The sequence below is a fragment of the Lentzea guizhouensis genome (assembly GCF_001701025.1).
In the GTDB taxonomy this organism is placed as follows: domain Bacteria; phylum Actinomycetota; class Actinomycetes; order Mycobacteriales; family Pseudonocardiaceae; genus Lentzea; species Lentzea guizhouensis.
Map to the genome: position 1 here is coordinate 2,132,138 of NZ_CP016793.1, position 14,978 is coordinate 2,147,115.

At 67.2% G+C, this 14,978-nt stretch carries 17 protein-coding genes; 16 read left to right on the forward strand and 1 reads right to left on the reverse strand.

Annotation, left to right across the window (positions count from 1 at the left end; translation table 11 throughout):
• Positions 1-59 precede the first annotated feature (59 nt).
• From BBK82_RS10640 to BBK82_RS10705, 15 genes are all read left to right on the forward strand, one after another.
• Positions 60-1,412, forward strand: coding sequence for a hypothetical protein (locus tag BBK82_RS10640; RefSeq protein ID WP_154697235.1), 1,353 nt, complete (start codon positions 60-62; stop codon positions 1,410-1,412).
• Positions 1,409-1,840, forward strand: a complete 432-nt coding sequence (locus tag BBK82_RS50100) for a hypothetical protein (protein WP_154697236.1) — start codon at positions 1,409-1,411, stop codon at positions 1,838-1,840. The genes BBK82_RS10640 and BBK82_RS50100 overlap by 4 nt, the downstream gene beginning before the upstream one ends.
• On the forward strand, positions 1,837-1,989 hold the full coding sequence (locus BBK82_RS50105; protein WP_154697237.1) for a hypothetical protein: 153 nt from the start codon (positions 1,837-1,839) through the stop codon (positions 1,987-1,989). The genes BBK82_RS50100 and BBK82_RS50105 overlap by 4 nt, the downstream gene beginning before the upstream one ends.
• The gene (locus BBK82_RS10650; RefSeq protein ID WP_065914859.1) at positions 1,986-2,741 is read left to right on the forward strand and encodes a DUF7341 domain-containing protein; all 756 of its coding nucleotides are present in this window, start codon (positions 1,986-1,988) and stop codon (positions 2,739-2,741) included. Before BBK82_RS50105 ends, BBK82_RS10650 begins: the two co-directional genes overlap by 4 nt.
• Before the next feature lie 706 nt (positions 2,742-3,447).
• Positions 3,448-3,801, forward strand: coding sequence for a hypothetical protein (locus BBK82_RS10655; RefSeq protein WP_154697238.1), 354 nt, complete (start codon positions 3,448-3,450; stop codon positions 3,799-3,801).
• 164 nt (positions 3,802-3,965) lie between these two features.
• Entirely contained in the window at positions 3,966-4,328 is a 363-nt protein-coding gene (locus BBK82_RS10660; protein ID WP_065914861.1) for a hypothetical protein, read from the forward strand.
• Positions 4,322-4,639: a hypothetical protein gene (locus BBK82_RS10665; protein WP_065914862.1), complete on the forward strand. Its 318-nt coding sequence runs from the start codon at positions 4,322-4,324 to the stop codon at positions 4,637-4,639. The genes BBK82_RS10660 and BBK82_RS10665 overlap by 7 nt, the downstream gene beginning before the upstream one ends.
• Positions 4,633-5,079, forward strand: a complete 447-nt coding sequence (locus BBK82_RS10670) for a hypothetical protein (RefSeq protein ID WP_065914863.1) — start codon at positions 4,633-4,635, stop codon at positions 5,077-5,079. Before BBK82_RS10665 ends, BBK82_RS10670 begins: the two co-directional genes overlap by 7 nt.
• Before the next feature lie 80 nt (positions 5,080-5,159).
• Entirely contained in the window at positions 5,160-5,642 is a 483-nt protein-coding gene (locus tag BBK82_RS10675) for a hypothetical protein (RefSeq protein WP_154697239.1), read from the forward strand.
• Between the two features lie 310 nt (positions 5,643-5,952).
• Positions 5,953-7,311: a DUF932 domain-containing protein gene (locus tag BBK82_RS10680; protein ID WP_083267908.1), complete on the forward strand. Its 1,359-nt coding sequence runs from the start codon at positions 5,953-5,955 to the stop codon at positions 7,309-7,311.
• A gap of 629 nt (positions 7,312-7,940) precedes the next feature.
• Positions 7,941-8,162, forward strand: coding sequence for a helix-turn-helix domain-containing protein (locus tag BBK82_RS10685; RefSeq protein WP_065914866.1), 222 nt, complete (start codon positions 7,941-7,943; stop codon positions 8,160-8,162).
• A complete protein-coding gene (locus tag BBK82_RS10690) occupies positions 8,162-8,920 on the forward strand; it encodes an adenine nucleotide alpha hydrolase family protein (protein WP_218920605.1) in 759 nt (252 codons plus the stop codon). The genes BBK82_RS10685 and BBK82_RS10690 overlap by 1 nt, the downstream gene beginning before the upstream one ends.
• Complete coding sequence (locus BBK82_RS10695) at positions 8,904-9,314, forward strand: hypothetical protein (RefSeq protein WP_065914867.1); 411 nt, start codon at positions 8,904-8,906, stop codon at positions 9,312-9,314. The genes BBK82_RS10690 and BBK82_RS10695 overlap by 17 nt, the downstream gene beginning before the upstream one ends.
• Positions 9,315-10,237: 923 nt before the next feature.
• A complete protein-coding gene (locus tag BBK82_RS10700) occupies positions 10,238-10,696 on the forward strand; it encodes a phage terminase small subunit P27 family (protein WP_065914868.1) in 459 nt (152 codons plus the stop codon).
• Between the two features lie 587 nt (positions 10,697-11,283).
• On the forward strand, positions 11,284-12,747 hold the full coding sequence (locus tag BBK82_RS10705; protein ID WP_237048122.1) for a terminase large subunit: 1,464 nt from the start codon (positions 11,284-11,286) through the stop codon (positions 12,745-12,747).
• On the opposite strand, the gene BBK82_RS50110 is transcribed toward BBK82_RS10705, so the two are convergent.
• Entirely contained in the window at positions 12,744-13,442 is a 699-nt protein-coding gene (locus BBK82_RS50110) for a hypothetical protein (protein ID WP_154697240.1), read from the reverse strand. The two genes, BBK82_RS10705 and BBK82_RS50110, sit on opposite strands and share 4 nt — an antisense overlap.
• A gap of 52 nt (positions 13,443-13,494) precedes the next feature.
• On the opposite strand from BBK82_RS50110, the gene BBK82_RS10710 reads away from it, so the two are divergent.
• The gene (locus BBK82_RS10710) at positions 13,495-14,946 is read left to right on the forward strand and encodes a phage portal protein (protein ID WP_237048123.1); all 1,452 of its coding nucleotides are present in this window, start codon (positions 13,495-13,497) and stop codon (positions 14,944-14,946) included.
• Positions 14,947-14,978: the final 32 nt, after the last annotated feature.

Here is a 14,978-nt window from a genome sequence, read left to right on the forward strand (position 1 = left end):
TCGCGCGGCCATCTCGTGCTGACCGCACACCATGAACCTTGTTATGGGGGAACGTTTCCGTGGCACGCGACCACGCTCGCTTTTACCTGTCCATGTGGGACGACGATGACTTCATCGGCCTGTCCGCGCTCGCCAAGCTCGTCTATGTCCAGCTGTGCATGCAGCGCAAACTGGAGTACTCCGGTGAACTAACCGTGTCGGTGAAGCGCTGGAGCAAGGCGCACCCGGACCAGGAACCCGACACCATCCGGGCCGCGCTGGCCGAACTGGACGCCGCCCGGTTCGTGGTGGTCGACCAGGACACCGACGAACTGCTGATCCGCTCGTTCATCCGCAACGACCAGCTCTACAAGCAGCCCAACGTCCTGCGGGCCGCGCTGCGCTCGGCGTTCGAGATCACCTCGCCGCTGCTGCGCCGTGCGCTGGCCGCCGAGCTGCGCCGCCTGCCCGCCGAGATCACCGGCCCGGCCCCGGCCGTCGCGGCGATCGAGCTGGAGGCAGGGGCCCGCGAGCTGCCCGCGTCGGTGAAGGCCGCCATGTCCGTTCGCGGCTCGACCCGCACCGCTCTCGCACCGCCCGTGGACGTCGTCCAGGTTCAGCAGGCCGCGCCCGCCGAGCCGTTCGAGCCTGTGCCCGCACCTGCGGTGAACCCTTCCCCGAACCCTTCCGGGAACCCCTCGCCGGACCCTTCCGCGAACCCTTCGCCGCGAGGCAGGGGAGAAGGGAGTAGGGAGATGGAGCTTGGAGTAGTCCCTCTTACGCTGGTTAAAACTCAAGTGGGTGTTCCCGCGCCTGCGCCCACGCACACGAGCGCGGACACGCCCGCGCCTACACGCGAGGCCGCTCCTCACGCCGGGATTTCCGCCGAGGTCTCCGCCCTCGCCGGCGTGGATCGCGAACTCGAGGCGTCTTCGGTGCGGCAGCTGCGCCGCCGTGAAGCCGAGAGGCTGGTATCCACCCACTGCCCCCGGCAGCCCCGCCAGGTCCTCGACGGGTTGCGCGGTCACGTGATCGGTTTACTGCGCGAGGAGATCGAGCCCGCGGCGATCGCGGCAGGCCTGCGGCTGTGGGCGGGAAAGCAGCTTCCGGTGTCGTTCCTGCCCGAGCTGGTCGGCGAGATGATGCGCGCTCACACCACGGGCAAGTCCACCGCAGTACGTCGGCGTGAGCAAGAGACGGCGGCGAACTGGGAAGCGATCCGCGCCGACGCGATCGCCGAGGACGACACGAGCCCGATCGGGCTGGCGGTGCGCGCCGAGCTGCCCGGCCACGCCGATGCCGCGACGCTGGACGCGATCCTGCAACGCGCCCTGCACCAGGCCGTGGGACTCGATCTGACCGCCGCCGAGAACCCCGCCGATGAGACCGCACACGACAGCGCGGACGACGTGCTGACGGGGGCTGCGGCGTGAGCGAGCACGGAACCCAGCAGCTCAACCGCAGCGCCATGCGGGCGCTGTTGGCGCACTACCGGATCACCGCCGACGACACCGCACCCGAGGACGTGATCACCGACTGGCTACGCGAGCTACGCGGCCGGAGCGTCGGCGAGTGCCACGCCGCGTTGAGCTCGATGGCACCGGGCCGGGTCCAGCGCGCCACGGCCGCCGAGGTCGCCCGGCTGATCACGCTGGCGGTCCAGGCCGGCCGGGACGGCCGCGCCGAGCTCGGCGCGTCCGCCTGCCACGCGACCGGGCCGCCGACCAGGCGGCGGGCGCGCGCGGCGTCGGCAAGGTCTACGCGGCGATGGGCTGGGGCGGGCACGAGAAGCACACGCTCGCCCGTTCGGTGCCGTGCCCGTTCTGCAGGGCGCTGGCCGGAGTCCCATGCAGCCCCATGACCCGCAACCGCAAGCGCCAGCAAGAGATCCGCGACCGGGACACCCGGATGCACCCGTCCCGCCTGCGGGCCGCCGAGGCCACGCGCACCGACTCGACTTCGTCCGGCGCTGCCGCGTCCGGCACCGCCACGCAAGGAGCTTCCGCATGACCTCCGCACACCGATTCGTCGCCGATGAGGTTGTCCACACTGATCCACACGTTGTCCACAAGGCCCCGACGTGGGGCGAGGCCGCCAACGCCCGGCTTGCCTGGGAAGCCGCCGTGGACCAGCTCGTGCAGCCCGGCCAGCACAGGGTCCACCGCGAGGACGGCAGCACCGAGACCGCCGAGGTCCTTCCGCTGCTGCGCCAGGTCGAGGAGGCCGTGTTGCCCAGCGGCACGAAGACCTCCGGCAAGACCCTGCTCGGCTCCCGGCCTCCGGCCAGTCTCGGCGCGCTGGCACTGCTGGCCGAGATCCGCGCCGCGGTCCGCGGCTGCTGCCGCACGCACGGCCACACGTCGTGGTCGACGCTGAACGAGCAACTGCGCGCCTGGGTCGCGCACGCCGACCACTGGCAGATCGACGCCGCCGACTACGTGCTGTGGGCCGCCGAGCAGGCCACGCGGTGGGTCCAGCAGGCCCGCCTGGTGGTCGACCCCGAACCGCGTTTCCCGTTGCGCGGCAAGGCATGCCCCACGTGTGGCGTCGATGTGGTGCAGGTGTGGTCAGACGACCAGAACGACCACGTCCGCCGCCCCGCCCTCTACATCGACCCCGACCAGGCCGACGCCGTGTGCGCCGCCTGCGGCCTGCGCTGGCCCCTGGACGTCTGGATCCAGCTCAACACGATGGCCCAGCAGCAGCTCACCCACGAAACTCTTGCCGTGACCGGGATCACTCACGATGACGATGTTTCGTAGTTGACCTTCAGTCGTTTCAGTCTGCATAATGGTCAGCACTGGGACTCGTGTGCCCAGATTCCCCCAGACCGATGCCCGTCGCGCCTCCCCCCGGTGCGGCGGGCATCGTCGTTTTCACCGACTTCCCTTGTCCGCGAAGGCATCGGCGCCCGTCCCCCGCCGAGGTCTTCGCCGCGGGCGGCGGCACACCGCAGCACGGCGCGACCATTCCCCAGCGCGCCGAGCGCGATGCCGCCGCCCGCACCCGCAACCCGGCGAATCCGAGCCATCCCGCCGCGCCTCGTATGGCGGGGTCACGCCGGCCGCCGCGATCGCCCTCGCCCGCCGTCGAGATGCCCTCGACAGGGGCCGCCGAACTGCCCTCCGGACCACGCCCGCCCGCAACGAAACAGCTTCTCAGCACGTGGTCATCGGCGAAATTTCTTTTGAATACGCTGACACATTTCCGCAGGTCAGAAATGTGCACGAGAAAGCCCTAAAAATAGTTCTCTGGCCACGTTCCTTTTACTTGCCCACCAATGCCAGAAAGGCCATGATTCAGGGGTAAGTGTTGATCCGGTGGTGAGACACCAGATCAACAGAGAACCGAAAGGAAAGTGGGCTAATGTCCCGCCTTTACCCGAGTACCGCCGTGCAGTTGAGGGGCAGTGACTCCGACTCCCGGAGGTTTGGTGCCCAGTGCTTCCCGACCGCCTCAGTGGACTACATGGGGCAGCTGTGCATCAGCATCCTGGACCACCTGGACCACAGGTACAGCAGCCACCGGCACAGCATCTGGTTTGCCGCAGGCAACCACCTGGCCCTGGTGGTGGCAGACCTGTTCCTCACCGAGCCCAGTGAGTTCGATATGCAGGCAAAGATGACGGAATACGCCTTCACGGTCGAGGAATTCAACTGGATAGACCTGGTGAACACGCGCGATCAGCGCTTTCACCTGGCCCAGGTGACCATCTTGGACCCGACTGCCTCACAGCACTGGAAGCACTCCGGTGTCACCATGCAGCCCGGCTACATCTCTTGCTCATTCTGCAGGGAATTCGGTCCCATTCTGAGGGGCTAGCAGCCCTGGTGTCCGGGATGTCCTGACCGGCATCCCGGACCCGATTCTCAAAGCCGGGCACACGATCGCATGGAAAAGCCCTGGCGGCTGGTGAGACAGCCCCAGGGCGGCGGTCGGGTGCCCACCCGGATCAACCGAAAGCAATCTCCGAGAGGACGCCTGACGTGACCGAGGGTACTCCACCGCTGGACGCGGTGTCTGCCGCCGAGGCGGGCGAACGCTACCGGTTCGCGCTGGCCCGCACCGCCGGGCAGCTCGACGAGCTGCACAAGGCGTTGAGCCTGGACGCGGACGTGATGAACGTGCTGTGCCTGCTGTACCTGGACCTGGGTACCGACATGCTGCGGGAGCGCACCGACCCGATGGCGCTCTACCACGCCCGTGAGCGTGGCTGGATTGCCGGTGACCGCCGAGTGATCCTGACCAACGAGGGCCTCGCGGTCTGGTGGGACTGGAAGAACACCATCAGCCCGCACCTGCGGGACGAGCGTTTCCAGCAGCTGTGGCGGGACGTGACGGGATGGTGAGGAAGCCGACCGCCGCCGAACGCGCCGCCGCCGTGGCCGCGCTGGAGAAGGAACAGGCCATCTACCGGGTGGCGTACCTGATCGCCCGGGGTGACGGCCGCCCGGCCGAGCTGATGCTGATGTCCAGCATGGACAGCGTCATGCAGGCGATGAGCCGGGGATGGGTGGCCGCGCCGATCACGGCCGGTTTGCCTTACCAGCTCACCGATTCCGGCCGCGTGGCGCTCACTCGCTGGTTCCGGATCGTGGCCGACCACGCCGGGGTCGACCCGGCATGCAAGGCGCTCTACGAGGCGGTGACGGCGTGGTGACGGGCAACCCGGAGGTCACCCCGACCTCAACTCCGCCGCCGCCTCCTGCCTCGACCGGCATCCCGTCGATGCGGGGCAACGTCGCGCGGCACGCGCTCATCCGGGACCTGTTGCCCGAGAGCCCCGGCCCGATCACCCGCGACTCCCAGGCCTTCCTGGAGCTGGCCGACGACCTCCCGGTACGCCACGTGCTGTGGAGGCTGATGACCGGCTTCACCTGGCCGTGGCTGCTGGACACCGCGACAGAGCCGGACGCTCGCGACCGGGCGATCAGGCGCGGCCTGGTGGCCCCGCCCGTGGGCGAGGGCGACGCCGTACTGGTCGCCTACCACCTCACCGACGCGGGCCGCGCCGAACTCCTGGACTGGGTCGAGCGCATCACCCCGCACCGGCACCTGCCCGAGGTCGAAGCGCTCTGGCGCGTCGTCACCTGGCAGTAGACCCGCTCGGCGGCGGCCGTGACTGGCCGCCGCCGAGCCCTTTCCGATCACCGATGTGTTGACGTACAAGGGGAAAGTCGTTGACTGACAAGATCATTTACATGCGGGTGAGCCGAGAGTCCCGGCCGACGTGTGCGTGTGGGTTGTTCCACAGCGTCGAGGCGCAGCAGACCTGGGCCGAGCAGGCAGCCGCGATCACCGGCTACGGCGCGGGTGTGCGCGGCACGATGACCGAGCGCGCGAAGATGCTGCGCGCACAGCTGGAGCGCGACCGCTACACCGTGAACGTGTTGGGGCTCATCGGAAAGCTCGGCGGTGACGGCATCCTTGTGAGGCTGGCCACCACCGCCGAGGTCGTGATGGACCTGCTGACCCGCGACATGCTGGCCTACTGCCGGGAACACAACCGGTTCTCCGTGACGATGGTCGGCTACGCCGTCAGCTGGGCGTGGATGCTGACGGAGTGCGAGTTGGCTCGCATCGAGAGCACCCTCGTGGTGCGCAAGGCGGTGCTCAAGGCGCTGAAGCGGTTGCGGGACAACAAGACCCGCGAGAACGGCTGACCGGAACCCCCAGGGGCTCGACGGCACGCGGGTAGTCCGGCAGGATGACACGCGTGCCTCTGGGATTTGGTGACACGAGTTTCACGAGGACAGGGAAGGCCTGCGAACCCCCATTCGCGGGCCTTTTCTTATTACGCGATTAGTCGCGCAAGATCGAAAAAGAATACGTTAGACCGTTCGTAGTCACTTTGTTCAGAGATTTCCTGAATTGCTTGTGGAGCCCCGTTTCACCAGTAGTGTTCCTGGTGTCACCAACTCCCACCGCACAGCACCGTGAATGAGTGCTGTCCGAATCCCACAAGGACAAGCAATGACCGAACCGGTTAAGTCTGCCCAGAACACCCCGGCACCCACCAAGGCCGCTCCCAAGGCCCCGGCCGCCAAGGCCGCCCCTAAGGCCCCTGCTGCCAAGGCTCCGGCCGCCAAGGCCGCTCCCAAGGCCCCCGCTGCCAAGGCCGCCCCTAAGGCCCCTGCTGCCAAGGCCGCACCCAAGGTCCCGGCCGGGGCCCCGGCCGCCGACAAGGCCGCCAAGGCCCCGGCCGCCAAGGCCGAGACCAAGCCTGTCCCGGTGGTGCCGCAGCCGATCAAGCCCGGTAAGGACTCGTGGGCGCGGATCTCGACCCGTAACAACGGGTCCCGGACGATCGCGGACCTGCTGGCCAAGGCGGGGTTGTCCGGCTGGAATGTGAAGCCGGTGGGCGTGGTCGGGCTTCCGGAGACCGGATTGTGCATTGACTGCGAAAGGGCGGTCGGGGAGCTGCACAAGAAGGAATGCCCGAGCCTGGACGAGGCGGACGCGAACCCTCGCGTGATTGGGGATGACACCTGCATTCCGGTCCCGATGTACGGATCGTTCGCGCTCATGCGGAAGAACCCGGAATCGGAGTTCGGGTGGGACGTGCTCGGACACACCAAGTCCGAGAGGGTTCCGGTCCCGATCGAGGTCCGCGCGGAAATGCTGACCGTGATCATGAAGGAGACCAAGGGCAAGACCGGCCCTGCCGGGCCGCTGTGGGAGGGCAAGGGGTCCTTTGCCAGCATCCGCCACCCCGAACCGGTCATGGTGGGAGGCAAGGACCCGGTGGAACTCCGCCTGGTCCTGGTCAACTCCCTGGTACCCGGCCGCCCATCTCAGGTCATGGTGTGCCCCGTCCGGGTGGCCAGCCAGACCAGTTTCCCGTTTGACCTGGGGCACAACGCGAACCACGTCTACGACCTCGGTGCCGCCGATGACAAGGACGCGCGGATCTCGGAGACCAGCGATGCCTTGAGCCTGCTGAACATCTACCGCGAGCGGTTCGAGGAACTGGCCAATGCCCTGGTTGGCCGCAAGATCACCGATGCCGAGTTCACCGGGCTCACGAACGCCCTGTTCCCCTTCCCCGGTGATGCCGCTCCGAAGGACAAGCGCGAGCGGCACGGTCTCTGCTATGCCGCCATGAAGGCGCTGACCTACGGGGAGTTCGACGTCATCACCGGTGAGATTGCCGGGACGTGGTGGGCCGCTCTCCAGGCCGTCATGATCATTGCCGAGCACCTGGACCCGGCCAAGAAGCTGGAGAGCGGGGACCTGGACGAGCAGGGCCGCGCGATGGATGTGCTGTTCAGCTCCAAGCACTACGTCCACGACGCGTTCCGCCTGGCCCGCAAGGCAGTCAAGCCCAAGTAGCACCCCCGCAGGACAACTGAACAACCCGAGACAGCCCCGGCACACCCCGTGCCGGGGCTGTTCCATGTCCGGGGGTGAGGCCGTGCCGTCCCGTGCCGCCCGCCCCTGCACCCGTCCGGGGTGCCCGAACACCACCGCCACCGGTGGCCACTGCCAGCCCTGCCGTTCCCGCAGCCGCCTGGCCTACGGGACCAGTGCGCAGCGTGGCTACACCGGCCGCCACCGGTCCCGGTTCCGTCCCGCTGTGCTGGCCAGAGACACCGTGTGCCGGTGTGACCGGCTGGACTGTGCCGCCCACACCGGCCGCCCGTGCCAGCAGCCCGCCACCGTGGCCGACCACTGGCCGCTCACCCGCAGGGAGCTGGTGGCCGCTGGCCTGGACCCTGACAGCCCTGCCCGTGGCCGTGGCCTGTGTGCCCCGTGCCATGCCAAGGCAACAGCCCTGGACCCACGCACCCGAGGAGGCTGGAACAGCCCGTGAGCCACGCCGCCGACGCCGCCCGCTCCGGCCGCACGCCCCACCCAGGGGAGGGACCCTTCCGCCGCGCACAAAGGCACAAGCCACTGAGGGCCGTCTGGGTCCCGCCAGGTTTTGCCGACGGCCGAACCCACGTCCGCGGGGCTGACCCGTGACCGCCGACGCCGGCACGGACCCAGAGGGTTTGCTCGATGAGATCGAGCAGGCCGCCGACCAGGTGGCCGCGTGGACCGCGCGCTGGGAATCCCTTGTGCGCCAAGCCGTCGAGCGTGGGATTCCGCAACGGCGGATCGCGCCGCACGCGAACGTGGACCAGTCCACGGTCTCCCGTCTCGCGGCGCGTGTGCACTCCCCCGCCGACCGCCGTTCGTGATGCGCCACGCATCACCTGATGCACCGCGCATCACACGACCTGGAGGTGACCCGCTGCCCATCGAGATCGACGGCATCACGAGTTCCGAGCAGATCCGCGCCGAGCTCGCCGCCGACGGAAAACCGGTTCTACTCGGCTTCAGCCGGGGCAAGGACTCGCTGGCCGCGTGGCTGGCGATGCGCGAAGCCGGAATCACCGTCGTCCCGTACCACCTGTACTTGGTGCCGGGCCTGCGGTTCATCGACGACAGCAGGAAGTTCTACGAGGACTTCTTCCAGACGCCGATCCTGGACCTGCCGCACCCGACGCTCTACCGGTGGCTCAACAGCCTGCTCTTCCAGCCCCCGGAGCGCGCGGCCGTGATCGAGGCTGCTCAGCTCCCGGAGCCGACCTACGAGGAGATGGCCGACATGCTCCGGGAAGACCTGGGCCTCGCCGGCGTGTGGAATGCCGATGGCGTGCGCGCCGCGGACTCGCCGAACCGGCGCATGGCGATGGTCACCCACGGCCCGAAACGCGAGCAGCTGCGCAAGGTCAGCATCGTGTGGGACTGGCGCATCGCCGACGTTCGCGACGCGCTCAAGCGCCACAACTGCCCGCTGCCACCCGAGTACGAGTGGTTCGGCCGCTCGTTCGACGGGATGGATTTCCGGTTCCTCGACCCGATCCGCCAGCACGCGCCCGACGACTACCAGCGGATCTTGGACTGGTTTCCCCTCGCCGATCTGGAGGTGTTCCGCCGTGGCCTCGCCGCCTGACCCCAACGCCGACCTCTTGGCACAGCTCCAATCCACGGCCGTGCTCGGCGGCCCGTCCTCGAACGCCGACCTCCTCGCCCAGCTCAACGCCGAGCCCGAACCTGATCCCCTGGCCGACGTCGAGTACAGCGGAGACCTCGCGGCCGACGCCGGCGCGGAGCTCGACGCCTTGGCGATCGGGTTCCGCGAACGCACGAAGCGCGAGGACGAACGGTTCCGACTCGCGACGGACTCCGAGTTCTGGTTCGCGCTGTGCTTCAAGTCCAGAGAGGACAAAGAGGCGTTCCTCAAGGCCGCTGGCCTAATGCACATCGGGGACAAGTACCTCGACGGCCGAGCCGCCGCCGTGCAGCTCGGCGTCGACCTGCCCACCACCGACACCGGAGAGGAGTGATCACCATGCGAGGCCGTATCGGCCGACTGATCGCAGGCGCCCGCCGCGCCATCTCGCGCCGCGCCTCCAGCCCTTCACGGGGCCGTAGTTCCGGCTCGTAGGCGTATGCCAAAGCAACCAAAATCCCGTCATGACCACCGGTTGCACGTGCTCCATGGAGCGCCGTTCGCCTGAGGTGTCTAACATAACCTCCCGGTCACGTTCTGGCCGTTGGCCATATTTTGGCAAACGGCGAAATATGGCCACTGGCCAACGGGTGGCCGCTGGACATACCGGCGGCATCGCCCAGTGGCCTAAACGGAACGGGTGGCACACGCCATGCGTGCACCACCCGTCCGCCTACCTGAACAGGTCGCTGATCTGCCCGATCAACGCTACGACCTGTATCAGGAGACTGAGGAAGACGGCGGCCCGCTCGGAGCTGGCTCTCTTAGCGGGCCGTCGTTCCTCATCGCGCGAGCTGTCATCGCTTGCGCGGTCTTCGTCCTCCACTTGATACCTCCGCCGACCTCATCCACAGCGGGTGGGCGTCGGCCTTCCCGACCCGGCCGGAGCCGGGAAGGTTCGAGGTGCCAAGGGATCGAGTGCCGTGGCTGGCTGCCGCGTCGGACAAGACCTTATCTGCCTAGCTCGGCTCAGGCGGTGATCCGCAACCATCCCTGTGGACAACTGACCGATTGTGGATAACTCGGGCGTTCGATAGCCGCAGGTAGCGACCGTCTGACGAAGTCATGGTAGTGACGTTCCGTCGCTCCTCTGATCTACATACGTGTATTTCCTGCCGCCGTACTTCTCTCAGAGACACGCATAACCAGGCCTGATGGTCACCAGTGGGCAGGCAAGCCAGCTGTGATGAAGTTGACGCGCATCAGCCGCGTCAATGCCGTGCCGATCTGACGGATTCTGGTCGCAGGCGGTGCACGATGGGTAAACGTGGACCGGCGGCGAAGCCGACAAAGCTCCGGGTTCTGCACGGCGACCGGGCCGACCGGATCAACGCCGATGAGCCCGAACCCCCAGAGGACGAGATCCGATGCCCTGACTGGGCGTCCGAAGGCGCGCGCGAGATCTGGCAGCGCCTCGCACCCGGCCTGGAGGAACGCGGGGTGTTGACCGTGTGGGACGTGGACGCGTTCCTGCTGCTGTGCGAGGCGCTGGCCCGCTACCGCTCCGCCACCCAACTCGTGAACGGCTCCGCTCTGCTGGTGCAGGGCGGAGCGGGCTTGATGAAGAACCCGGCGTTGCAGGTGCAGGCCGAGGCCGAGCGCACCTTCTTGCAGATCGCCGCACGCTTCGGACTCACGCCGTCCGATCGGCAGTCCATCAAGGTCGACATCGGCACCGACGGCGGCAAGGCCGGAGCGAACCGACTCCTCTCGTAATACTCGTTCGGTGCACGTGGTCAGGGACGGAACATCTTTCCGACACTGACGGACGACCCAGCCCACGGCGCCCCTCCTCGGGAAGTCAACCGGGTTCCGTTGAGCGCCCAACGGTGACGCAGAATTTTTTATCAGATACGGCCGCGTCCCACCAACTCCGCTGATGTATCAGCAGGTCAGGCCCACCTTGAGAGTTTCTGCAAAGAAACTCTAAACCTCGCCGAAGGTTTAAATCCAGAAACCGTCCCTCTAACTCTGCTTGTTTTTAGTGTGTGATTCAAGGCCTTGCGACTCGCGCACGCCGCACCTCCTGATAGCCCTGGGAGGTACTCACGATGGTGCCTCGGCAGTCACCGAGGGCACGTTCCACGCGCCGCACCTCGGGCTCAACCAGGACGGCACGGCTTCCCGTGTGTGGTCGGGAGTTCGACGGCTCGCGCTGCGCCAGGCGCGGCGATCACTTCTGTGTACCGCGGGCAGATCACGCCGTTGCGTTCGCGCAGGAGATCTGCGTCCACACGAAGGACAGGTGGGCGCGCAAGCCGTTCATCCTCGCGCCGTGGCAGCGAGACGACATCGTCCGGCCCTTGTTCGGCGAAGTCCGCTGGGACGCCGAGGCTTCTTGCTACGTGCGGCGCTTCCGAATCGCGTGGATCGAGATCGCGCGCAAGAACGGCAAGAGCGAGCTTCTCGCGTTCGTCGCGCTGTACATGCTCGTGGGCGACGGCGTGGAGTCCGCAGAGATCTACGGCTGTGCCCGCGACACCGAGCAGGCGCGGCTGGTGTTCAACGTCGCAGCTCGGATGGTCAAGCTCTCGCCTGTCCTGTCTCGCCGCCTGCGGGTGATCGAGCACTCGGCGCGCATCGTCGACGAGAAGACCAATTCGGTGTACCAGGTCGTCCCGGCCGACGCGCTGGGCAACCTCGGCTCCAACCCGTCGGCAGTGATCTTCGACGAGGTGTTGACGCAACCTGACGGATCGTTGTGGCACGCGATGCGCACCGGCATGGGCACCCGGCTTGAACCGCTGCTCATCGCCGCCACCACGGCGGGCAACGACCCGACATCGTTCGCCAAGGCCGAGCACGACGAGTGCGTGAAGATCGCCGAGAACCCCGCACGCGCCCCGCACCGCTTCGTCTACCTCCGCAACCTGCCCGAGGACGCCGACCCGTGGGACGAAGCCAACTGGCACATCGCCAACCCCGCGCTCGGCGACTTCCTTTCCCTGCAAGCACTTCGTGAAGAGGCGATCGAGGCCCGCAACGACCCAGCCCGCGAGAACGTGTTCCGTCAGTTCCGCCTCAACCAGTGGGTCAGCCAGGCGTCGCGGTGGATGCCCATGCACCTCTACGCCCTGTGCACCGGCACCACCTCGACGCCCCCGGACCGGCTGCGCGAGCTGCACGCTGGCCGCCCTGCATGGGGCGGCCTCGACCTCGCGTCCAAAATGGACCTCACCGCGTGGTGCCTCATCGTCCCCGCCGGCATTGACGACCGGGCCTCCGCGCTGTGGCGCTTCTGGCTCCCCGAGACGGCCGTAGAGGCTCTGGACAAGCGCACCGACGGCAAGATCTCCCAGTGGGTCGAGCAGGGCTGGATCACGGCCACGGACGGCGAGGTCATCGACTACGACATCATCGAGGCCGACATCACCGCCGACACCGGCCTGGTGCGGGTCGCGGACATCTCCTACGACGAGTGGTCCGGCGAACCCGTCCGCCAACGCCTCGAACGCCGCACCGGCGTTCCCATGTACCCCGTGCCGCAGACCTACAAGGGCATGACCCACGGCATGACCGAACTCATGGCCCTGACCAAGTCCCGCACCTGGTCACACCACGGAAACCCCGTAGCCGAGTACTGCTTCGACAGTGTCGAGGTCCGCCACCCCGCTGGCGAACCCGATCTCATCCGACCGGACAAACCCGAACGCGGCAAGACCGGCAAAAGGATCGATGCTGTGCCTACGGCTGCGATGGCCGTAGGCGGATGGAAGCTGCGCGGCTTGAAGCCCAGGAAGTCAGGGAAGATGGTTGTGATGGGTTAGATTTTGCCCTCCGCATCAGGAGACGTCACGAGAGCCAGTTCGCGTTTTACCTTCGACATGAACTCGGATCGCGATTCCTTCAGACTCTCGCACGCACTTCTATGCCGCCTCGCGATATCCTCCCAGTCCTCCCACTTCACTTCAGCATTCGGATCTTCAAGATGTAGAGGCCACATGCTGTATTGCGCTAGGCGACAATCACGAAGGAGATCATCGGCAGCGTCAACCAGTTGTTTACTACCCAGAAACTCGATCGCGACCACAGCTTTCTCCACTGCCGAAATGCCTTCGATAATGCGTCGGCCATGGTCGCCCCTTTCAAAAGAAGACCGGAGCACCAAAGGAGTCGAGGGCACCGGAAGCGATCGCACAAATTCATCCACGCTAGCCACGAATCCCTTATAAATCTCAAAGCGCTGGGTTCGCCACTCTATACGGGCGTCGTGCGCGTTCTGTTCCCGTGTGCGCTCCTGTTCCCGTTGCCACCGCAGGTCTTCCCGAATGCGTTCACGCTTCGCGTTGAGTAGTTGGCCGGCGATCACGCCTACTATGCCGAACACGCCTGCGAGCAACGCGACCATAATCGGTACCCACGCCGACACCTGTCCTGGTTGCATGGACGCACCGTAGGCGATCACGTCAGTATGCGTTGACTCCCTGGTGGTGGTCTCTCTGGCTATCACCACAAAGTTCACGTTGTCACCCGAGCAGTGGGTGACCCGCCTCGCGCGGCTGCACAATCGGCAGTTGCCGGAACTGGAGTTGCTGGACGCCTACTACGAGGGCGAGCAGCCGCTGTCCTACATGCACCCCGAGTTGTTGCGGCGCTTGGACTCCCGGCTGCGCTCGGTCGTGATCAACTGGCCTCAGCTCATCGTGGACAGCCTGGACGAACGTCTGGACGTTACCGGCTTCCGGCTCGGCGGCGAGGCGGCGGCCGATCGGGAGCTGTGGCATATCTGGCAGGCCAACCGCCTGGACCTGCACGCCGAGCAAGCCCACGTGGACGCCCTGGCCCTGGGCCGCTCTTACGCCATCGTGGGCAGCAACGAGCGCGACCGCTCCACTCCGCTGATCACCGTGGAATCGCCGCTGGAGGTCCACGTTGACCTGGACCCGCGCACGCGCGAGGTCCGGGCGGCGCTGAAACGGCAGTACGAGGAGGACGGCGACGGCTACACCGAGGCCTACGCCACCCTGTACCTGCCCAACGAAACCGTCTGGTACTCCAGCGATAACGGCGGCGGCACCTGGTCGGAGATCAACCGCGACGAGCACGGCATGGGCACCGTCCCGGTGGTGCCGATCATCAACCGGCCGCGCATCCGCCGACGCCGCACCGCACCCCCGCGCCTCGGTCGCTCGGAGCTGATCAGCGTTCTCCCGCTGTCCGACGCGGCATGCAAGATCGCCACGGACATGATGATCTCCGCCGAGTACCACGCGATGCCGCGCAGGTACGCGCTCGGCTTCGACAAAGACGACTTCGTTGACGCACAAGGACGTCCGCTCACGCCGTGGGAATCCGTGGCCGGTGTGCTGTGGGCGTCCCCGAAGTCTCCCAAGGAAGACGGCGTCAGCGTCGGTCAGTTCCCCGAGGCGAACCTCTCGAACTTCCACGACACCCTGAACACCCTGGCTCGCGTGGTCTCCAGCCTGTCCGGCCTGCCGCCGCACTACCTCGGCTATGCCACCGAGAATCCCGCTAGCGCCGATGGCATCCGCTCGTCGGAGTCGCGGCACATCAAGCGCGCGGAACGCCGACAAAGGACGTTCGGCGACTCCTGGGAACAGGTCATGCGGATCGTGCTGATAATCCGCGACGGCCGCATTCCGCCCGAGGCATTGCGGATGGAATCGCAGTGGGCTGACGCTGCAACTCCGACGTTCGCCGCGCAGGCCGACGCCGCCGTGAAGCTGTACTCGGCGGACCGGCTGCTGCCGCGCCGCTTCGCCCGTCGTTCGCTGGGCTACTCAGACACCGACATCCGGGACATGGAGGCCGAGGACGCCGAGGCGTACTCGCGCGTCGCCGGTGGCGACCAGGCCGCCGAGTTCGGCCCGAAGCCGCTCCCCGAGCCGCGTCGGCCCGGGCCCGCGGCCCCGTCGATCCCGTCGCGCCGCCCGGCCGGGCAGCTCGGCGGCCAGGTCCTCCCGCCGCCCGCCGTGCAGTTCCTCGCACCGCAACCGGCGATCTGATCCTCGGGTGGTGATGCCGGAGTGACCGCGCC